Below are 20,509 nucleotides of genomic sequence, written 5' to 3' on the forward strand. Positions count from 1 at the left end.
GCCCTGTTTCCGGGCGTCTTCGAGGTGCCCTGGGGCGACATCGCGGCGGCGTCCATGCTCGCGAGCCTGCCGCCGCTGGTGCTGGTGATCGCGCTCCAGCGCTTCCTGCTCCGCGGCCTCCTGGCCGGTGCACTTCGGGAATGAGCCCAAAGGAACTGGTAGACTTCAAGGCATGGTCCGCGCTAGGTTAGCGGGGAGTACCTGATTCCCATGGGCGTACCCACGCTTGAGTAGACGCTCCCGTCGCCCGCACGGCCGCGGCCACCGTCCGCAGCAGCCCGGGCAAGGCCCTCGCCTTCCCATCCCTACTCCGCCGCCTCCGTCCCTGTTCGAGAGCCTCACCGCCATCCAGCCGCGCGAGCGGCTGTGGCTGGAGACGACGCCGGACGAGATCAGCATGCGGGTGATGGACATGATCTGCCCCATCGGCAAGGGGCAGCGTGGGCTCATCGTGGCGCCGCCGCGCACCGGCAAGACCACTCTGCTCCAGCAGATCGCCAAGGCCATCCTGACCAATCACACCGAGGTGCAGGTGATCGTGCTCCTCGTGGACGAGCGGCCCGAGGAGGTCACGGACTTCCGGATGACCCTGGCCAAGACGGGCGCCGAGGTGGTGGCCTCCAGCAATGACAACCCCTACGCGCGCCACATCGAAGTGACCGAGCAGACGCTGGATCGCGCCAAGCGCATGGCCGAGCAAAAGAAGGACGTGCTCATCCTCTTCGACTCGCTGACGCGGATGACGCGGGCCTACAACAATCAGCTCACCTCGCGGGGACGCACGATGTCGGGCGGCATCGACAGCCGCGCCTTCCAGATGCCGCGCGCCTTCTTCGGCGCCGCGCGGGCCATCGAGGAGGGCGGCTCCCTCACCATCATCGGCACCGCGCTGGTGGACACCGGCTCGCGGATGGACCAGATCATCTACGAGGAGTTCAAGGGCACCGGCAACATGGAGCTCTACCTCGAGCGCGAGCTGGCCGACCGGCGGGTGTTCCCGTCCTTCGACATGATCCGCTCGGGCACGCGGCACGAGGAGCTCCTGTTCTCGGCCGACGACTTGAAGAAGATCCACCTGCTGCGCCGCGCGCTGTCGGGCCGCAAGCCGGCCGAGGCGATGGAGATGCTGCTCGACCGCCTGAAGCTCACCCCGAACAACGCCGCTTTCCTGAAGAGCCTCGGCGGCTAGCGGGCCTCAGGCCCCGCCGAGCCGCATCACGCGGTAGGCCTCGGCGGCGTCCAGCTTCTTCTTCCGTCCCTGCTCGCGGGCCCACTCCGTGATCATCTCGGTGGGGTCCCACTCGCCCATCTGCGTCCGGTGCTCGCGCAGCGCCGCGAGCTTCACCGTGAGGGTGGAGGTGATGTCCACCCACGTGTCCGGCTTTTCCGCCCCGTGGATCCACACCGCGTCCACGTGGTGCGGGTCCAGCCCCTCGTCGATCAGCTCGGGGAAGATGAGACGGGTCTCTGCGGACGGGAACACCGCGTCCAGCGCCACGTCGGCGGCGGCGCGGTGGTCGGGGTGGTTGAGATAGACGTTGCCGTAGTACCGCACGGTCGGGTCGCCGCACATCACCACGTTGGGGCGGTAGCGTCGGATGAGCCGCGTGAGCTCGCGGCGCAGTGGGATGGACGGCTCGAGCATCCCGTCCTCGTAGCCGAGGTAGACGGTTTCGGCCACGCCGAGCACGCGGCAGGCCGCGCGCTGCTCCTCCTCGCGGATCTTCACCAGGCGCTCCCGCGTCATGTCCTTGGGCGTCCACTCGTTCGAGCCGGCGCCGCCGCTGGTAATGCACACGGTGGTGATGTGGCTGCCCGCCTTGGCCCACTTCGCCAGCGTGCCGCCGATGGTGAACTCCTGGTCGTCGGGGTGCGCGTGGATGGACATCACGCGCTCGGGCGCCGCGGGCTCGGGCGCGTCCGCGGGAGCCGGACCGGCCCGCTCGGGGATGCCCGGCGTGCCTTCCGCGTCCTGGGTCTGGCTCATGGCGTGGCCGTCAGTGTAACACTGGGGATATGGGCGGCCAGACCGCGCGAGCACAGTGCTGCATCGCCGGGGGCGGCCCCGCCGGCCTCATGCTCGCGCTCCTGCTCGCGCGCGCGGGCGTGTCGGTGATCGTGCTGGAGAAGCATGCGGATTTCCTCCGCGACTTCCGGGGCGACACCATTCATCCCTCGACGCTCGAGCTCATGAGCGAGCTGGGCGTCCTCGACGAGTTCCTCGCCCTGCCGCACGAGGAGTTTCCCACGCTGCGGGCCCGGTTCGGCGCCGAGGTCGTGACACTGGCGGATTTCAGCCACCTGCCGACCCGCTGCAAGTTCATCGCCTTCATGCCGCAGTGGGACTTCCTCGATTTCATTGCCAGCCGGGCGCGGACCTATCCCACCTTTGACCTTCGGATGCGCGCCGAGGTGCTAGGGGTGCGGATGGACAACGGCCGGGTCGTGGGCGTGCAGGCCGTGACTCCCGAGGGGCCGCTGGCGGTGCGAGCCGACCTGGTGGTGGCCGCCGACGGCCGGGACTCGGTGCTGAGACGGGCGGCCCGGCTGTCCGTGACGGAGCTGGGCGCGCCCATGGACGTGCTCTGGTTCCGCCTCTCGCGACGGCCCTCGGACTCCGAGCAGCCCCTGGCCCGCTTCGACAGGGGCCGGATCTTTATCGTGGTCAATCGCGGGGCGCACTGGCAATGCGGCTATGTCATCCCCAAGGGCACGCTGGAGGCGATCCGCGCGCGGGGTCTCGACTGGTTCCGGCAGGAGATCGGTGAGCTGCTGCCCTTCGCCGCCGATCGCGCGGCCGAGATCGGGTCCTGGGACGACGCGAAGCTCCTCACCGTGCGGGTCGATCGGCTGCCGCGCTGGCATCAGCCAGGTATCCTCTGCATCGGCGACGCGGCGCACGCGATGTCGCCGGTGGGCGGGGTGGGCATCAACCTCGCCATCCAGGACGCCGTGGCCGCCGCCAACATCCTGGCCGCGCCGCTGCGCGAGGGGCGTATCAGCGACGCGCTCCTCGAGCGTGTCCAGCGCCGGCGGCAATGGCCCACGCGCGTGACCCAGCGCATCCAGGTTCTGCTCCAGTGGAGCCTGGTCTCGCGCGCGCTCAAGAGCGGTCGGCCCATGCGCCCCCCGCTCCTGGCGCGCGCGCTGCGGCGCATTCCCGCGCTCCGCCGCCTGACGGCGCGGCTCATCGGCCTGGGGATACGCCCCGAGCATCTGCAATGAGCACGCCCTACCACCTCGAGCTCATCGTGCTGTTGCTGGTGGCGGTGCTCGTCCTCATGACGCTGGCCCGCCGGGTGATGATCCCGTACCCGATCTTGCTCGTGCTGGGAGGCCTGGCTCTCAGCCTCGTGCCGAATGTCCCGGTGGTCCGGCTCGATCCCGACCTCGTGTTCCTGGTCTTCCTGCCTCCGGTGCTGTGGGCGGCGGCCTACTTCACGTCGCTGCGCGACTTCCGGGGAAATCTCCGGCCGATCGTGCTGCTGGCAGTGGGCCTGGTCCTCGTCACGACCGTGGCGGTGGCGGGGGCGGCGCGCCTGGTCGTGCCCGGCATGAGCTGGCCCGTGGCCTTCGCCCTCGGCGCCATCGTCTCGCCGCCCGACGCCGTCGCGGCCACCGCGATCGCGCGGCGCCTGCGCATCCCGCACCGGCTCGTGACGATCCTCGAAGGCGAGAGCCTCATCAACGACGCCGCCGCGCTCGTCCTCTACCGCGTGAGCGTGGCGCTCGCCGTGTCGGGGGGAATGATCACGCTCGAGGCGGGGCTGCGCGAGTTCGCCGTGGCCGCCCTGGGCGGCGTGCTCGTGGGACTCGTGGTGGGGCTCGCCACGCGGTGGGCGCTCCGGCTCACCGATGACAGCCTGGGCCAGATCGCGATCACCCTGCTGGCGCCCTACGCGGCGTGGGTGCTGGGGGAACGGGCGCACGTCTCGGCGGTGCTTGCCTGCGTCGTGGGCGGGCTCTACGTGCGCCAGAGCTTCAGCTCGATCGTGCCCCCGGTGACCCGCATCCAGTCGCGCGCGGTGTGGGACCTCCTTCTCTTCATCCTCAATGGGCTGATCTTCATCCTAATCGGGCTTCAGCTGGGGGCCATCCGCGCGGGCGGGCTCATCGAGGACCTCGGCGCGCTCCTCATCCAGGGCACCGTGGTCAGCGTCACCGCGATCGTGGTGCGGCTCGTCTGGGTGCCCCTCGCCACCTTGATTCCCCGCTGGGTCAGCCCGTCCCTGCGGCGCCGCGACCCCATCCCGCCCGCGAGTTACGTCTTCCTCGTGGCGTGGACGGGCATGCGGGGGATCGTTTCGCTCGCCGCCGCGCTGGCCCTGCCGCTGGCCTTCCCCTATCGCGACGAGGTGATCCTGCTCACGTTCGCCGTGATCCTCTCCACGCTGGTCGTGCAGGGACTGAGCCTCACGCCCCTGATCCACTGGCTACGCCTGGGGCACGACGACTCGCTCGAGCTCGAGGAGGCCTTCGCGCGCGAGGCGGCCGCGCGCGCGGCGCTCGGCCGGCTGGAAACGGTGGACGGGAGCCCGGTGGGCCGGGAGGAGATCGAGCGACTGCGCGCGTCCTACACGCAGCGGGTCGAACGTGCGACGCCGATCGTGCTGGGCGAGGGGCATGATGCGGGCGAGCGGGCGGTCCGCCGGCGGGTCCGCCATGACCTGCTGACGGCCGAGCGGCACGCGCTGATCGACCTTCGTGACCGGGGCGTGATCAGCGACGAGGTGCTCCAGCGACTGGAGCACGAGCTCGACGTGGAGGCGATACGGCTGGGGCTCGGTGAGACCCGGCTCGAGGGGGGCCTGGGTCCCACCTAGGCCCGCGCCTAGCCCTCGATCCCGCCGCCGTTGCCCGGGTGGAGAGCCAGGACCTCGATCACCGAGACCACGTTCCCGCGGCTCGTCGGCGTGTAGAACGCCTTGATGTGGTGGGACTGGGTCAGCATCGCGCGCGGAACGTTCACACTCTCCGGCACGATGAGTTGCGTCCCATCCTTCAAGCGCAGGTACTCGCCGTTCGCGCTGGCCCACGCGATCGTGCCTTGCGCCGTCGGGCCGAGCGTCGGCGAGACCTGAGTGCCGATGCGCGGCGGCGCCGCCGAGGCCATGGCTGCGACCATCGCGGCCGATACGAAGCTCATCACCACGACCAGTCCACGGAGTCCTCGTTGGGGATTCATGCTTCATGTGATTGCATGGCGTGGGCCAGCCAGCCCGAGACCCGGTAACCCCTGATGAATGTGGTGTTCTGGGATCCCGTAAGGGCACGCCCCGCGTACTAGGTACCGGGTCGCACCGCTCAGGACGGGGAGACTGGGCCCTGCCGTAGCGCGCGGGCGAGGGGGGCGCGTAGGCGCCCGGGCGTCACGCGTGCGAGAGTGAGCTGCTCGGCCCCGACGAAGCGGCCGAGCGAGGCGAGGGCATCCGCCACTCCCATCAGCGTCTCGTCCACGTCGAGCGGCCCCGGTAGGCCGGCGGGCGGCTGACCGCCGTTCGCCAGCCAGCGCTCGAAGTGGACGTGGCGGACGTCCAGTCGCTTGTCGGCGCGATGCGTCTTGGCGTCGACCCGGCCCACGAGCCGCCCGTGGTGGAGGATCGGCAGCGTGTAGTAGCCGTGCACGCGCTTGGCCTGCGGGGTGTACACCTCGATGCGATAGTCGAAGCCGAACAGCCGGGCGACGCGGCCGCGATACCAGAGGAAGGAATCGAAGGGCGAAAGCAGGGTCGTCCCGGTGGACGCGGCGGCGCGGCGCTCGGCGCGTCGAAGCGCCGGCAGATCGCGCGTGAGGATGAGCCAGCGTCCCCGGTGACCCTCCACCTCGATCTCAGTGACATCACCGCCCTCGATCAGGGCGCGGAGGCCGCTCCGGCGTCCGGCCGCGAAGAAGCGGGGGAAGGTGAGATAGCCGGCGAGATCCTTGTCGGTGGCCGCGCCCATGGCATGGAGCGAGCGCTCGACGTGCCAGCGGCGGAAGTCCTCGACGGATACCGCCTCCGTCGTGACGCCGGGCAGCGCGCGCTCGAGCAGGTCGTAGCGCTTCTGGAAGTGCTGGCGGCCGTGGATGGCGACCACGCCGGTCATCCACAGGTGGTGCAGCGCGTGCTGCACCGGCCTCCACGACCACCAGCCGCCGCGCCCCCGGCGCCGCGCGCCCTGCTCGAACTCGCCGTGGCTCATGGGACCGTTGCTGCGGAGGGTGTCAGTGACCTCCGTGATGAGGCGCGAGTTCCTCTTGAGCCACTTCGACCAGCCGGTGTGGCGACCCTGGTAGTCGAGCATCGCGCGCCGCCACCACGGCAGCGTGGAGACCGGCACGAGGCAGGCGGCGTGCGCCCAGTACTCGAAGAGCAGACGACGGCGATAAATCATGCGATCGAGGCTCGCCCGTTGATAGGGCCCGAAGCGGCTCCACGCGGTGAGGTAGTGCGCGCGCTCGAGCACGTTGATGGAGTCGAGCTGGAGGCCGCCCACGTCCTCGACGAAGCGCGTGAGCCGGCCGGGCGTCAGCCGCTGCGTGCGCGGCCGCGTCAGGTGTTGCCGCTCCAGGAACAGCGCGGCCACCGCGCGTGGCGAGACGACGGCTCGATGAGGCGCGGCCGCGGTGGGCCCGGGGGACGGAGCGGAGTGCGTGGGCATGGCGAGGACACGGTAGCACCGATCTGGCGGTCGAGCGCCGTCTGCTGCTACCATCCGGGCCGACGAGGATCGTCCCGCTCACCCTGGCGCCGAGGAGCCTGCGTATGCGCGTGATGACGAGGCTGGCCCTGCTGAGCATGCTCGTGCTGCTGGCGACGTGGGGCCCCGCGGCCGCGCAGACGCCCATCAAGATCGGCTTCATCTCGCCGCTGTCCGGGGCCATCGCGGCCGCCGGCAAGGACATGTACTCCGGCTGCGAGCTCTACTGGCAGGAGACGGGCTGGCAGATGGCCGGGCGCAAGGTCGAGGTGATCCTCGAGGACAACGAGGGCCAGCCCGCCACCGCCCTGGCCAAGGCGCGCAAGCTGTTGGAGAGCGACAAGGTGCACATGCTGATGGGCGTGATCCTGTCCAACGTCGCCTACGCGCTCGTGCCGTACGTCGAGCAGCAGGGCATTCCCACCATGTACCCCATCAACTCCGCCGACGATCTCACCCAGCGGAAGCGCCCGAAGTGGCTCATCCGAACCGGGTTCTCCGCGGGGGGTAACATGCATCCCTTCGGGGAGTACGCGGCCAAGACCCTCGGCTACAAGAAGATCGTCACCATCGGCCTCGACTACGCCTTCGGGTGGGAGACGGTGGGCGGCTTCCACAAGTCATTCGAGGACAACGGCGGCCAGATCATCCAGAAGATGTGGGTGCCGCTCAACGTCCAGGACTATGCGCCCTATCTCGGCCAGATCCGCAAGGACGCCGACGCCGTGTTCGTCAACGGGTTGGGCCGCTGGACGCTGCTCTTCGCCAAGCAGTACTCGGAGAGCGGGCTGCGCGGCAAGCTTCCCCTCCTCGCCAACGGCACCTACAGCGACGAGCACGTGCTGCCGCAGCTGGGGGATGAGTCCCTCGGCGTGATCAGCGCGCACCACTACTCCGCCGCGCTGGAGACGCCCGCCAATCAGAAGTTCCGCGCCGCCTACGAGAAGGCCTATCAGCGGCTGCCCGGCTTCTACGGGGAGAACTGCTACACCGGCGCGCGCATCCTCGCCGAGGCGGTCAAGGCGGTGGGGGGCAAGGTGGAGGATCGCGCCGCCCTCATGGCCGCACTGCGCGCGGTGAAGGTGGGGGATGCGCCGCGCGGGCCGGTGGAGATGGACCCCTACGGCAACCCCACCCAGAACATCTACATCCGCAAGGTCGAGCGCGTGGGCGGGAAGCTCCAGAACACGGTCATCCACACCTATCCGCGGGTGAGCCAGTTCTGGACGTACAACCCCGAGGAGTTCCTGAAACAGCCCGTGTACTCGCGCGACTTCCCGCCCTGCCGTCACTGCTGAGGGTGTTACACTCCCCCCACCACGGACATCGGAGGAGTCGCCATGAGCGAGACCAAGCAGACCTTCAGTGTCAGCCGGGCCCAGGACGCGGTGTACAAGACGGGGCTGCGGAGCTTCATGGAGTATCGCGACCTCGGCGTCGACGCCGCCACCCAGGGGCAGTTCCGGGCCCACGTGATCCGCATCAAGAAGGAAGCCCATGGCGATCACGCGCTCCACACCACCGGGCTCCACCGGCACCTCTGCGACTTCCAGATGTTCTACGTCCTGAAGGGATGGATCCGGTTCGTCTACGACGGGCAGGGCGAGCACACGTTCCAGGCCGGTGACTGCGTGCTTCAGCCGGCGGGCATCGTGCACAACGAGCTCGATTGCTCGGACGACGTCGAGATCCTTGAGATCTACTCGCCCGCCGTGCACCAGACGGTGGTGATGGATCAGATGCCGGCCCAGGCGGCCGCTCGCTAGCCGCGCCTTCACACCGAGCCCGGCGAGCGCCCGGGCAGGGGAGGAGCTCATCATGACGACGCGTCGCGTATTCCTCGGCACGGCCGGCCTTCTCGCTTCCGCGGTGCTCGCGGACGGACGCTGGGGCCTCGCCCGCGCGGACAAGCCGATCAACCTCTCCGGCTGGGTGTTCAAGCCCGACACCGTAAAGGACTACATCGACTTCTACAACAAGAAGCACGGCGGCCAGGTGACGTACGAGGCCATCCCGTGGGCGCAGTACCACCCCACCATGGAGACCCGGGCCCTCGCGGGCGAGATCGTGGACGTGATGTACTGCAACCACAATAACCGCGAGCGGTGGTACGAGAACGGCCTCCTCCGCGCGGTGGACGATCTGCCCGGCGTGGACGAGCTGAAGAAGAAGATGACCCCCGCCAACCTCGACAGCCTCAAGAGCAAGGACGGAACGAAGCTCCTGGGCCTGCCGTACTTCACGAGCCTCTTCATCCTCATCTACAACGAGCCGATGCTCCAGCAGGCCGGCATCAAGGCGCCCGCGAAGAGCTGGGACGAGCTGGTCGAGCACTGCATGAAGCTCAAGAAGGACAAGGTGAGCGAGACGCCGTTCCTCCCCAACTGGAACAACAGCCCCTCGGGGACGATGCCGCAGTTCATGAGCGACTGCTTCTCCGAGGGGGCGAACGTCTTCGACGCCAAGAACCGCGTCATCGTCGATCAGGAGCCGGGGGCGGCCAAGGCGATGGAGCGGTGGCAGAAGGTGTACAAGGCCGATCTGGTGAATCCCGAGGTGCTCACCAAGACCTCCTCCACCGATACGCATCGCCTGTTCTGGACGGGACGGTACGCGTACCACACCAACCACTCGTACTACTTGAAGACCATCGCCGCCGAGCCGGAGAACTCGAAGCTCGCTCCCAAGAAGGCGAAGATGGTCATGTATCCGGGCACCGGGCAGTCCTACATGTGGACGGACTCGTACGTGGTCAACGCCAAGTCGAAGAATCTCGAGGACGCGTGGAAGCTCACGCGCTTCCTGGGCGGGAACCTCAACGGGGACTGGTACGTGCAGCGGCAGTGGTGTCTGATCTCCGGCCTCGACAATCCGTATCCCGAGATGTACGACCACCCGGAGATCATCGTGTCGTACGACAAGTGGATCGACCTCAAGCTCCTGCGCGAGCAGTACAAGAAGGGCAAGGTCATCGCCGCCTACAAGGAGCCGTGGTACGGCGAGTACGACACGAAGGCGGTGGCCATCGTCCACAACATGATCCGGGGGACGACGGCGGTGCCCAAGGGGCTCAAGGAGCTCGTCGCGCTCCAGAAGTCGCTCGTGTAGCGCGCGAGGGATCCGCGGGCCGTGGAAGGCGCGCTGCCGGTCGCAAAGGGCGCGCGGACGGGACGGATGTCGCTCCGTCTGTCCGAGGGCTGGTTCGCGTTCACCCTCATTCTGCCCGCGCTCCTCGGCATCTTCGTGGTCGTGGTGTTCCCGCTCGCCTACTCGCTGTGGCTCTCGTTCACCGACGTCAATCTCCTTCGCACCACCGGGCCCGCCATCGAGGTATTCGGTGTGCGCGTGCCCCTCTTCCGCTTCGTGGGCCTCCAGAACTACGCGCGGATCTTCGACGACCCCCTCTACTGGAGCTCGCTCTGGCGCACCCTCTACTTCGTGGGGGCGTTCGTGCTGGAGGCCACCGTCATGGGGCTGGGGATGGCGCTCGTCCTCAACGAGCGCTTCGCGGGCCGCCCGCTCATGCGGAGCCTGCTCCTGATCCCCTGGTCGCTCTCGCGGGTGGTGGTGGGACTGCTGTGGGTCGGCATCCTCGACTTCGAGTTCGGCGCTCTCAACGGGCTCCTGCACAACTGGGGCCTCATCGATCGCTCGGTCGCCTTCTTCAAGGACGGGTTCACCGCGCTCAATGTCCTCGTCACCGTCTACATGTGGAATCAGGCGCCGTTCGCGACGCTCCTCTTCCTCGCCGGGATGCAGTCGGTGCCCGAGGATCTCTACAGCGCCGCCGAGGTGGACGGCGCGGGCTACTGGCAGCGGTTCCGCTTCGTGACGCTGCCCGCCCTCCGGCCCATCCTGTTCCTGGTCCTCGTCCTCGCCACCGTCAACGGCTTCCTCATGCTCGACCTCATCTACGTGCTCACCATGGGCGGGCCCGCCAACGAGACCACCACGATCTCCTGGCTCGGCTTCCAGACCGCCTTCGCGTTCTTCAAGTTCGGTCCCGGCACCGCCATCCTCTACACGCTGACCGCGCTCTGCCTGCTCGTGACCGTCGTGTATCAGCGCCTGATCCTGGCGCGCTTCGAGCCGGAGGCCTGAGGCGATGGCGCGCCCGCGCGCGGGGAGCCGTTTGGTGCTCTACGGCCTCGTGCTGGGAATCACGCTGTGGCTGATCGGGCCGTTCGTGTGGCTGTTCGTGACGAGCATCTCGTATCAGCGAAATCTCCTCGCGCGGCCCTTCTCCGTGATTCCCCCCGAGGTCACGTTCGACAACTATCGAATGGTCCTGGGCCTCGTCCGCTTCCACGCCGAGGGTCAGGCGTCCAAGATCATCCCGGCGATGATCAACAGCTTGGTGGTCGGCGGGCTCGTGACGGTGCTGAACCTCGTGATCGGGACCACCGCGGGCTATGCCTACGCCCGCTTCCGCTTTCCGCTCAAGACGTTCTCGCTCTTCGCCCTCCTCTTCACCCGGATGCTGCCCACGGTGGTGCTGATCCCGGCCTTCTTCCTCATGCTGCGCGCGATGGGGCTCCAGAACACGCTGAGCGGGCTCATCGTGGCATACTGCTCGTTCACGCTGCCGTTCACGGTGTGGATCATGAAGGCCTACTTCGAGACGGTGCCGTCGGAGTTGGACAAGAGCGCGCTCGTGGACGGCTGCAATCGCCTCCAGGCCTACTACCGGGTGGTGCTCCCGGTGTCGGGACCTGGACTGGTGGCCGCGGGCGCCTTTACCTTCATGCTCTGCTGGAACGAGTTCATCGTGGCCCAGGTGCTCAACACCAAGCCGGGCACCACCACGCTGCCCCCCGTGATCGCGGGCATGAACGGGCAGATCAACATCGACTACTCGGTGATCGCCGCCTCCGGCTTCCTGGGGGCGCTGCCCGCCGTGCTGCTCGTGCTCTTCTTCCAGAAGTACATGGTGCAGGGCCTCACCGCCGGCTCCGTCAAGGGCTGAGGATGCCAGGGCTCAGGAAAGGACAACCGTGATGCCGACCACCTCGACCGCGTCGCGTGACATCGCGTATCAGCTCCACCCCTTCACCAACCTCAGGAAGCACGAGGAGGAGGGGCCGCTGGTCATCACCGGCGGACACGGGATCTACGTCAGCGACGAAGCCGGCCGCGAGTACATCGAGGCCATGGCCGGGCTCTGGTGCGCCTCGCTGGGCTTCGGCGAGGAGCGGCTGGTGGAGGCGGCCATCCGGCAGATGCGGCGGCTGCCCTACTACCATCAGTTCAACTCCAAGGCTCACGACACCGCGGTCAATCTCGCCGAGCGCCTGATCGAGCTCCTGCCCGTTCGCATGTCGAAGATCTTCTTCAACAACTCGGGCTCCGAGGCCAACGACACCGCGGTGAAGCTCGTCTGGTACTACAACAACGTGCTCGGCCGGCCGCGGAAGAAGAAGATCATCTCGCGGCTGCGCGGCTACCACGGGATCACGGTGGCGAGCGGCAGCCTCACCGGCATTCTCTCGGCGCACCGGAACTTCGACCTGCCGCTGCCCCAGATGCGCCACGCCGACTGCCCGGACTTCTACCGTCACGGGCGCCCGGGCGAGAGCGAGGAGGACTTCGCCACCCGCATGGCCGAATCGCTGGACGCGCAAATACAACGTGAGGATCCCGAGACGGTGGCCGCCTTCATCGCCGAGCCGGTCATGGGTGCGGGCGGCGTGGTGGTGCCGCCGCGCACCTACTTCGACAAGGTGCAGGCCGTGCTCAAGAAGCACGACGTGCTCTTCATCGCCGACGAGGTGATCTGCGGCTTCGGGCGCACCGGCCGGATGTTCGGGTCCGAGACCTACGACCTCAAGCCCGACATCATGGTGATGGCAAAGGCGCTGTCCTCCGCCTATCTCCCCATCTCGGCCACCGCGATCTCCGAGGGGATCTACCAGGCGCTGGTCTCGGGCAGCGACAAGGTCGGCGTGTTCGCCCACGGCTACACCTACTCCGGCCATCCCGTGCCCTGCGCGGTGGCGCTCGAGACGCTCGACGTCATGAAGGAGCGCGACCTCCTGGGCCACGTCGGCCGCGTGGCGCCGCGGCTGCAGGCTGGACTCCGGCGCTTCGCCGATCACCCGCTGGTGGGCAACGTGCGGGGGGTGGGCCTGCTCGGCGCGGTCGAGCTGGTGAAGGACAAGGCGACGCGAGCGCCGTTCGATCCGCCGGGTACGGTGGGTGGGGTGTTCCAGACGCGGGCTCAGGCCCAGGGCCTGATCGTGCGCAACCTCGGCGACACCATTGCCCTCTGCCCGCCCCTCATCATCACGGAGGCGGAGATCGACGAGGTCCTGCGCCGCTTCGACAAGGCGCTGACCGAGACGACGCCGGCGGCGTAGGCGGCGGCGGCCGCCGCCTCAGCGTCGGTCGGCGGGGCCCGGCAGGAGGATGCGCCAGACGTCCACCGAGTAGGTGAGCTGGCGCGTGCCCAGCGTGGACGTGAGCACCGCGTAGCGCGTGGCGTCATCGGCCACTGCGATCGCGTGGAAGGCCTTCCCGCGCGACGTGACGAGCTGCGACCGCTTGCGGGCCACGTCGATGAGGCGCATGCCGGCGCGGTCGCCGGTGGGCGCGAGGAGGTGGCCGTCCGGGGTGAAGCGAAGGCCGCCGTGCGGCGGGCCGGTGGCGTCGTTGTCCACGTCGGCGAGGAGCTCGGCGCCGGTGTCGAGGTCCCACACGAAGAGGCTGCCCTCGATGGTCGCGACGGCGGCGCGCTTGCCATCGGGGGAGAGCGCCGCGGCGACGGCCCACGCGGTGTCGATCTCCACGCCCTTGGGCGGGCCGTAGGTTCGGCGCGACCGCCGCACCGAGAAGGTGCGCACCGGCGCGCTGCCGGCGAGCTCCCACACGGTCACCCCGCCGTCGTGGCCTCCGGTGACGGCGCGGCGTCCATCCGCGGAGAGGTCGAAGGCGGTGAGGGGCTCGGCATGTGGATTGGTCAGGCTCGCCGCCATCCGCCGTGTCGCCACCTCGAGGACCATGACGTCGCGCTCGCAGGCCACGCCGAGCAGCGCCCCCGCGGCATCGAAGCGCAGGAAGAGGCAGCGCCCGATGGGGATCGCCGCCGTCTCCTTCCAGTTCCCCGCGCGGTCGTCCTGCCAGAGGCGTAGGGTGCTCTCGCGGTGGCGGCCGATGGTGGCGAGGAGCGAGCCGTCGGGGGAGAAGGCGAGATCGGTGATGCCCTGGCGATAGGCGCCCACGGAGACCCCCTGGGCGCCCTCGGCCGTCCACACGCGGATGACCCCGCCGCGCTCGCCCGTCGCCACGCGGCTGCCGTCCTGGGCCAGGGCCAGCACGTCCATGTAGGAGCCCGGCGTGTTCACGTCGGGGATCTCGGCGACGCGGGTCGCCGAGATCGGCGGGCCCGGGCGCTGACAACCCGTCACGCTCAGCCCCGAGAGGAGTGCCAGCACCATCAGGCGTCGGGCGCGCCCCGGGCCACTCCGCATCAGCCGGGATTCTACGACAGGGGTTCCCGTGCCCCAAGGAATGAGCCGACGGGGGAACGGGCGGGCCGGGCCCCCACTGGAAATGGGGTACTATCTCCCCCGTCGCCTCCCCCGGATCTGGGGCGGGCCAGCATCGCATCTGCGCTCACACAGAGGAGAGCTCGCATGAGGCACGCGAAGTGGCCCGTGAAGACGTTGGTCGCGGTGGTCGGGGTGGTGGCGCTGGCGCTCGGCGCCGGCGCGCTCGGTCAGGCGCAGCAGGGGCTCAGCGGCGAGTACAAGATCGGCGTGCTCGAGCCGCTCACCGGCAATCTCGCCGCCGAGGGCAAGCGCCATCTCGAGGGCATGGAGATCATGCGCGACCTCATCAACGAGCGCTTCGGCGGCGTGATGGGGAAGAAGCTCACCTTCGTGGTGGGCGACGCCGTCGATCCCACCGTGGCCGCCTCCGAGGCCACCCGCCTGGCGACGCAGGGCGCCGTGAAGATCATCGCCGGTACCTTCTCCTCTACCCTCTGCGGGGCGGCCAGCGAGGCCGCGGCTCGCCAGGGCGTCATCTACTGGGAGACGTCCTGCGTGGATCCTCGCCTCACCAAGCGCGGGCTCAAGAACATCTACCGCACGGAGATCGACGGCACCGGGTTCGGCTGGTACAACATCGAGTTCATCGCCAAGCATCTCGCGCATCGCCTGGGGAAGAAGCCGAATGAGCTCCGCATCGCCTATCTGTCCGAGGACTCGTCCTACGGGCAGAGCGTGACGGAGACAGCCCGGCAGCGGGCGAAGCAGGAATTCGGCATGCAGGAGACGGGGGTGGAGTACTACACCTTCACCACCAACGACCTGACGTCGGTGATCCTCAAGCTCAAGAGCCAGAACCCCGACATCCTGCATCACATCGCGCGCAACCAGGACGCCATCCTCTTCTGGCGCCAGGCGCGGGAGCAGAACTTCCAGGTGAAGGCGGTGGTGCACGCGGGCGCCACCGGCTACGGCTCGCCGGACTTCGGCAAGGCCTTCGGCGCCGACGGCAACGGCCCCTTCGCCCTCCTCGAGCCCGGCGCCGGCTTCCTCATCGACAAGATGCGGCCGGAAGGCCAGCGCATCGAGCGCGCCTATCGCGAGGCGGTGAAGGCGAAGACCGGCAACGACATCGCGGGCGGGCATCAGCTCGCGGGGGGCGGGCTCTGGGTGCTGAAGCTGGTGCTGGACGCCGCCAAGACCGACGATCCCGACAAGTTCCGCGCCGCCGTGCTCGGGCTCGACCTCCCCACGGGGAGCGCGCTCAACGGCTGGGGCGTGAAGTTCGACGAGAATGGGCAGAACTCCAACCCGCGCGTGCAGCATTACATGCTGCAGTGGCAGAACGGGCAGATGGTCACGGTGTGGCCGGAGGAGTTCACGAGCGAGCGCGGCAAGTGGATTCCGCTCGGCCCCTGGGACCAGCGGAAGTAATGGAGCAGCCGACATAGCGATCGACGTCCTCTCGCGCGTGTGCCTCGACGCCCCGGGCGCTCCCCGGGGCGTCGCGCATTCGACGCGCCGGCGGGCGGCCTGACGTGCACGCCGTCCCCCAGCTCGCCGTCTCCACCCTCCTCCTGGGCGGCATCTACGCCCTGATCGCGGTCGGCCTGACCCTGATCTTCGGCGTGATGCGCGTGGTGAATTTTGCTCACGGCGAGTTCCTCATGCTCGCGATGTATCTCGCCTTCTGGTCCTTCGCCCTCCTGGGCCTGGATCCCTACGTGACGCTGGTCCTGGCGCTGCCGGTGATCTTCGCGGGCGGCTGGCTCTCGTATCGCCTGGTGATGGGTCCGGTGATCCAGGCCTCGCACAATGTGCAGATCTTCACCACCGTCGGTCTGTCCATCGCGCTCCAGAACCTGGCGCTGGTCCTCTGGACGGCGGACGCTCAGTTCATCCGTACCCCGTACTACGCCGTGGTGGTGCGGCTCGGCGGCGCCGCGTTCAACCTCGCCCAGGCCGTGGCGTTCCTGGTCGCGGTGCTCGCCACCGCGGCGCTGTTCGCGTTCCTCCGCTGGTCGTACACGGGGAAGGTCATGCGCGCCACCGCCCAGGATCGCCAGGCTGCCTCGCTCATGGGTATCGACACCGGGCGGGTGTACTCGCTCACGTGGGCGGTGGGCGTGACATGCGTGGGCGTGGCGGGCGTGCTGCTGGCGCCGGTCTATCCGGTCTATCCCACCGCGGGGCTTCAGTTCGTGCTGATCGCCTACGTGGCGGTGGTGCTGGGCGGTCTCGGCGACATGGCAGGCGCCGTCATCGCCAGCCTGATCGTGGCGACGGTGGAAGTGGTGGGCTCCTACGTGATCGGCACCGCGTGGAAGGAAGTCCTCTACCTCCTCCTCTTCATCGCGATCCTGCTGGTGCGCCCGGCCGGCCTGTTCGGTCAGCGCGGCGCCGAGAACATCGGCGTATGACGGCGGCGTTGCGAAGCGTGGCACCTGCGCTCGCGCTCTTCGGCTTCGCCGCGCTCGTGCCGCTCGTCGTGCGCGACGCCTTCTTCCTGGACGGGCTGATCCTCATCCTCCTCTGGGGCTCGGTGGCCGCGGCGTGGAACGTGGCGGCCGGCTATGCCGGCCAGGTGTCGCTTGGCCACTCCATCTTCTTCGGCCTGGGCGCCTATTCGGCGGCGCTCATGGGCACGAAGTGGAACGTGTCCCCGTGGATCGCGATGGTGGTGGGCGCGGCGCTGGCGACCGTGATGGGTTTCGTCATCGGCTTCCTCAGCAATCGCCTCCGCGGCCCCTACTTCGTGCTAGCGACCATTGCGTTCTCCCAGGTGTTCTTGATCGTGGGCAGCCGCTGGCGCGGCTTCACGTCGGGCTCGGAGGGCATCCCGGTGCCGTTCCGCTCGGGCTTCTGGACGCTCGGCCTGGTGGACAAGCGCATGTGGGTGTACCTGATGCTGGCGCTCGCGATCGGCCTCTACCTGATCCAGCTCTACCTCGAGCGCTCGCGCCGGGGCTATCAGCTCGCCGCCGTGCGCGAGGACGAGGATGCCGCGCTATCGCTGGGCGTGCCCGCGCGCCGCCTCAAGGTCGCTGCCATCGCGGTGAGCGCGGCCCTCACGTCGGTGTGTGGCACGCTCTGGGCGCAGTACGTCGGGTTCGTGGACCCGTTCTACGTGTTCTCGGTGGATCTCTCCGTGCGCTTCGCGCTGGCCGCGGTCACCGGCGGGCTGGGCACCGCGCTGGGGCCCTTTCTCGGCGCGGCCCTCATCACCGTGCTCGAGACCTATCTCCGCGCGCGCTTCGGCGGCATCGGCGCGGGGCTCGTGGGCATCTACCTCATCATCTACGGCGTGGCCCTGATCCTCATCATGCGCTTCGCGCCGCAGGGGCTCGTGCCCTGGCTCGCCAGCCTGACCGGCCGCCGGCGCGTGTCCCGCGCGACCGGCGCCGCGGGGGTCGCATCGTGAGCCTCCTCGCCGTCTCTGGTATCACCAAGCACTTCGGCGGCATCATCGCCAACCGCGACATCTCCTTCGAGGTGGCGCCGGGAGAGCTCGTCGGCATCATCGGCCCCAACGGCTCCGGCAAGTCCACTCTCTTCGAGGTGATCAGCGGCTTCTATTACCCGGACGCGGGCGAGGTGCGCCTGGACGGCCAGCGGCTGACCGGCCTCTCGCCCGACCGGGTGTGCCGGCTCGGCATCGCCCGGACGTTCCAGAAGCTCCGGCCGTTCGCGGGGATGAGCGTGGTGGACAACGTGATGGTGGGTGCGCTCACGCGCACGCACGACGTGCGTCACGCCCGCGAGCGGGCGCTCGCCCTGCTCGACCGCGTCGGGCTCGGCGAGAAGGCGCACGCGCACGCGCGCACGCTGTCCACCGGCCAGCGCAAGCGCCTCGAGCTGGCCCGGGCGCTCGCCACCGAGCCGCGCGTGCTCCTCCTCGACGAGGTGACGGGCGGGGTGGATCAGCGGAGCATTCCCGGTCTCGTCCAGCTCGTGCGTGAGCTCCATCGCGACGGCCTCACCCTGCTGGTGATCGAGCACAACATGCGGGTGATCACCGCCGTCGCCCACAGGATCGTGGCGCTGTACCTCGGTGAGAAGATCGCCGACGGCGCCCCCGACGCGGTCACCCGGGACCGGCGGGTCGTCGAGGCCTATCTCGGCCAGGCGTACGCCGGATGACGGCGCCCCTGCTGCTCAGCGTCGAGGACCTCGACGTCGCCTACGGCGACTTCCAGGTGCTGTGGCAGGCCGGGCTGGAGGTGCGCGAAGGCGAGATCGTGACGGTACTCGGCCCGAACGGCGCGGGTAAGTCCACGCTCATGAACACGATCTCCGGCCTCATGGCGCCGCGCGCGGGCCGCATCACGTTTCGCGGCAAGCGCATCGACGGGCTGCCCGCGCATCGGACGGTGGGCGAGGGGCTCGCGCACGTGCTCGAGCGGCGGCGGCTCTTCCCCTTCCTCAGCGTGCTCGACAATGTACTGCTGGGCGCTCACAATCTCACCGCGCGCCCGCACCGCGCGGAGAGCCTCGCCGCCGTCGAGCGGCTGTTCCCGGTCATCGCGAGCCGCCGCGGCCAGCTCGGCCACACGCTCTCGGGCGGCGAGCAGCAGATGGTGGCGATCGCCCGCGGCCTCATGGCGCGTCCGCGTCTCCTCATGATCGACGAGCCCTTCCTGGGCCTGGCGCCCAGGATCGTGGAGGAGCTGGGCGGGCTCATGCGGCGCATCCGCGACGAGCGGGGGATCGGCATCGTGTTCATCGAGCAGAACGTGGAGCTGGCGCTGCGGCTCGCCGACCGCGGCTACATCCTGGAGTCCGGCCGCACCATCCTGAGCGGGCCCTCCGCGGAGCTGCTCCAATCGGCGGAGGTCAAGCGCATTTTCCTGGGGGACGTCGCCCTATGACGACACCGGCGGCGATGACGCGCCGTGAATGGGGCTGCGGGATGCTCGCCGCGCTGGCCATGTTGGGCGGCGGGTGCGCCACCGTCTCCCCCAGCGAGGAGAAGAAGCTCGGGCGCGAGGCGGCGGATGAGGTCGAGCAAACCATCGGGCTCGTGCACGACCCGCGGCCCCTCGAGTACGTGCGCCGCGTGTCGGGCCGCCTCGCCGAGAGGGCTCAGCGTCCCGACATCTCGTGGCAGTTCAACGTCGCCGACGATGAAGCACCGAACGCGTTCGCACTTCCCGGTGGGTGGGTCTACGTGACGCGCGGGCTCCTCGTGCTGCTGAACACGGAGGACGAGCTGGCCGGCGTGCTGGGCCACGAAATGTCGCACGTGACCGAGCGCCACTCCGCCCGCCAGGCCCGCGCGACCACGCCCTTCACGGTGCTCTTCGGGGTTCCCGCAGCGATCCTCGGCACGGTGAGTCCGACTCTCGGCGGCATCGTGGGCGGCACCGGCCAGCTCCTGTCGAAGGTCACGCTCGCGCCGTACAGCCGCGACCAGGAGCGCGAGGCCGACGAGCGGGGCATCGCGCTGGCTGCGCGTGCGGGTTGGGATCCCCTCGGCCTCGCCGCGGCCCTTCATACGCTGCACGAGGAGGAGGCGCTCGCCGGCGGCGATCCTGACCGGGTCGGCTTCCTCGCCACCCACCCCTCGAGCCGCGAGCGCGTGGCCACCATTCGGGAGCTCGCCCGCAAGCAAACGCGGGCGCCGGCCGCTCCGATCGCCGGGACGCGGAGCGCCTTCCTTGGCCGGTTCGAGGGGCTCGTGGTCGGTGACAATCCCGCCACCGGCGTCTTCCTCGGCACGCTCTTCGTCCACCCCGGGCTGGACGTCGCCATGGAGACGCCCGCGGGGTGGAAGACGGCCAACACGCCCGAGGCTGCCGGCGCGGTGGCGCCGCCCGAGGGAGACGCCGCGGTGCTGCTCGGCGTGGCTGGTCCGGGCGCCGATCCCATTGCCGGCGCCAAGGCCGATGGCCTCAAGGATGCCGATCTCAAGCGGCTCGAGCGGCTTCCGATCTCCGGGCTGCCCGCCGCCCGAGTGGTCGCCGAGACGCGCGACGGCGACCGAGTGGCGTTGACCTGGATCGCCCATCGGCAGCGCGTTTTCCGCGTCATGGGCATCGCCCCGCGCCGGGCCTGGGACCGCTACGGCGCCGTGCTGGATCGGGCCGCGCGGAGCTTCCGGCCGCTGCGTCCCGCCGATCGCGAACGCATCGTGGAGAGCCGGCTGCGGCTGCGCGGCGCCCGAGGCGGCGAGACGGTGGCCCAGGTGCTGGCGCGAGGTGGCGGCACGTGGGACGCGGCGCGCGTGGCGGTGGCGAACGGCCGGGCGCCCGACGCGAAGCTCGAGGCCGGCTGGCCGGTCAAAGTGCCGGTGGCGCAGCGCTATGCTGCGGCGGGCGGCGCGTGACGCGACCCTAGGTCGA

19 protein-coding genes are annotated in these 20,509 nt (G+C 69.4%); 15 read left to right on the top strand and 4 right to left on the bottom strand.

Going from position 1 to position 20,509, the window contains the following annotated elements:
* Nucleotides 1-226: 226 nt before the first annotated feature.
* Complete coding sequence (rho, locus tag VFX14_13275; protein ID HEU5190651.1) at nucleotides 227-1,189, top strand: transcription termination factor Rho; 963 nt, start codon at nucleotides 227-229, stop codon at nucleotides 1,187-1,189.
* 6 nt (nucleotides 1,190-1,195) lie between these two features.
* On the opposite strand, the gene VFX14_13280 is transcribed toward rho, so the two are convergent.
* Nucleotides 1,196-1,987, bottom strand: a complete 792-nt coding sequence (locus tag VFX14_13280; protein ID HEU5190652.1) for a PIG-L deacetylase family protein — start codon at nucleotides 1,985-1,987, stop codon at nucleotides 1,196-1,198.
* A gap of 29 nt (nucleotides 1,988-2,016) precedes the next feature.
* Here VFX14_13280 and VFX14_13285 point away from each other — a divergent pair, with 29 nt between their 5' ends.
* On the top strand, nucleotides 2,017-3,225 hold the full coding sequence (locus VFX14_13285; protein HEU5190653.1) for an FAD-dependent oxidoreductase: 1,209 nt from the start codon (nucleotides 2,017-2,019) through the stop codon (nucleotides 3,223-3,225).
* Nucleotides 3,222-4,823 carry a Na+/H+ antiporter gene (locus VFX14_13290; GenBank protein HEU5190654.1) on the top strand — a complete coding sequence of 534 codons (1,602 nt, stop codon included), beginning with the start codon at nucleotides 3,222-3,224 and terminating at the stop codon, nucleotides 4,821-4,823. The genes VFX14_13285 and VFX14_13290 overlap by 4 nt, the downstream gene beginning before the upstream one ends.
* Before the next feature lie 8 nt (nucleotides 4,824-4,831).
* Here VFX14_13290 and VFX14_13295 read toward each other — a convergent pair whose 3' ends face one another.
* Nucleotides 4,832-5,152 carry a hypothetical protein gene (locus tag VFX14_13295; protein HEU5190655.1) on the bottom strand — a complete coding sequence of 107 codons (321 nt, stop codon included), beginning with the start codon at nucleotides 5,150-5,152 and terminating at the stop codon, nucleotides 4,832-4,834.
* A gap of 152 nt (nucleotides 5,153-5,304) precedes the next feature.
* The gene (locus VFX14_13300; GenBank protein HEU5190656.1) at nucleotides 5,305-6,642 is read right to left on the bottom strand and encodes a crosslink repair DNA glycosylase YcaQ family protein; all 1,338 of its coding nucleotides are present in this window, start codon (nucleotides 6,640-6,642) and stop codon (nucleotides 5,305-5,307) included.
* A gap of 104 nt (nucleotides 6,643-6,746) precedes the next feature.
* Here VFX14_13300 and VFX14_13305 point away from each other — a divergent pair, with 104 nt between their 5' ends.
* From VFX14_13305 to VFX14_13330, 6 genes are read left to right on the top strand one after another with little or no spacing between them, the layout of a single operon-like run.
* A complete protein-coding gene (locus VFX14_13305) occupies nucleotides 6,747-7,979 on the top strand; it encodes an ABC transporter substrate-binding protein (protein ID HEU5190657.1) in 1,233 nt (410 codons plus the stop codon).
* 42 nt (nucleotides 7,980-8,021) lie between these two features.
* On the top strand, nucleotides 8,022-8,447 hold the full coding sequence (locus tag VFX14_13310) for a cupin domain-containing protein (protein HEU5190658.1): 426 nt from the start codon (nucleotides 8,022-8,024) through the stop codon (nucleotides 8,445-8,447).
* A 52-nt stretch (nucleotides 8,448-8,499) separates the two neighbouring features.
* Complete coding sequence (locus VFX14_13315; protein ID HEU5190659.1) at nucleotides 8,500-9,789, top strand: extracellular solute-binding protein; 1,290 nt, start codon at nucleotides 8,500-8,502, stop codon at nucleotides 9,787-9,789.
* Nucleotides 9,790-9,810: 21 nt separating this feature from the next.
* The gene (locus VFX14_13320) at nucleotides 9,811-10,782 is read left to right on the top strand and encodes a sugar ABC transporter permease (protein HEU5190660.1); all 972 of its coding nucleotides are present in this window, start codon (nucleotides 9,811-9,813) and stop codon (nucleotides 10,780-10,782) included.
* Nucleotides 10,783-10,786: 4 nt separating this feature from the next.
* Complete coding sequence (locus VFX14_13325) at nucleotides 10,787-11,647, top strand: carbohydrate ABC transporter permease (GenBank protein HEU5190661.1); 861 nt, start codon at nucleotides 10,787-10,789, stop codon at nucleotides 11,645-11,647.
* A gap of 31 nt (nucleotides 11,648-11,678) precedes the next feature.
* On the top strand, nucleotides 11,679-13,037 hold the full coding sequence (locus tag VFX14_13330) for an aspartate aminotransferase family protein (protein ID HEU5190662.1): 1,359 nt from the start codon (nucleotides 11,679-11,681) through the stop codon (nucleotides 13,035-13,037).
* An 18-nt stretch (nucleotides 13,038-13,055) separates the two neighbouring features.
* Here the strand turns inward: VFX14_13330 and VFX14_13335 are convergent, their stop codons facing one another.
* Nucleotides 13,056-14,147, bottom strand: coding sequence for a hypothetical protein (locus tag VFX14_13335; protein HEU5190663.1), 1,092 nt, complete (start codon nucleotides 14,145-14,147; stop codon nucleotides 13,056-13,058).
* A gap of 165 nt (nucleotides 14,148-14,312) precedes the next feature.
* On the opposite strand from VFX14_13335, the gene VFX14_13340 reads away from it, so the two are divergent.
* The 6 genes from VFX14_13340 to VFX14_13365 all read left to right on the top strand — a co-directional run bounded on the left by VFX14_13340 (nucleotide 14,313) and on the right by VFX14_13365 (nucleotide 20,493).
* Nucleotides 14,313-15,602, top strand: coding sequence for an ABC transporter substrate-binding protein (locus VFX14_13340; protein HEU5190664.1), 1,290 nt, complete (start codon nucleotides 14,313-14,315; stop codon nucleotides 15,600-15,602).
* A gap of 104 nt (nucleotides 15,603-15,706) precedes the next feature.
* A complete protein-coding gene (locus tag VFX14_13345) occupies nucleotides 15,707-16,588 on the top strand; it encodes a branched-chain amino acid ABC transporter permease (GenBank protein ID HEU5190665.1) in 882 nt (293 codons plus the stop codon).
* Between the two features lie 17 nt (nucleotides 16,589-16,605).
* Nucleotides 16,606-17,589: a branched-chain amino acid ABC transporter permease gene (locus VFX14_13350; protein HEU5190666.1), complete on the top strand. Its 984-nt coding sequence runs from the start codon at nucleotides 16,606-16,608 to the stop codon at nucleotides 17,587-17,589.
* Nucleotides 17,586-18,308 (top strand): ABC transporter ATP-binding protein, encoded by a 723-nt coding sequence (locus tag VFX14_13355; GenBank protein HEU5190667.1) that lies wholly within the window; start codon nucleotides 17,586-17,588, stop codon nucleotides 18,306-18,308. Before VFX14_13350 ends, VFX14_13355 begins: the two co-directional genes overlap by 4 nt.
* Nucleotides 18,305-19,036, top strand: a complete 732-nt coding sequence (locus VFX14_13360; protein ID HEU5190668.1) for an ABC transporter ATP-binding protein — start codon at nucleotides 18,305-18,307, stop codon at nucleotides 19,034-19,036. The genes VFX14_13355 and VFX14_13360 overlap by 4 nt, the downstream gene beginning before the upstream one ends.
* A 14-nt stretch (nucleotides 19,037-19,050) precedes the next feature.
* Nucleotides 19,051-20,493 carry a M48 family metalloprotease gene (locus tag VFX14_13365; GenBank protein ID HEU5190669.1) on the top strand — a complete coding sequence of 481 codons (1,443 nt, stop codon included), beginning with the start codon at nucleotides 19,051-19,053 and terminating at the stop codon, nucleotides 20,491-20,493.
* The last annotated feature ends 16 nt before the right edge of the window (nucleotides 20,494-20,509 follow it).

Source organism: Candidatus Methylomirabilota bacterium (assembly GCA_035764725.1).
Lineage (GTDB): Bacteria > Methylomirabilota > Methylomirabilia > Rokubacteriales > CSP1-6 > DASRWT01.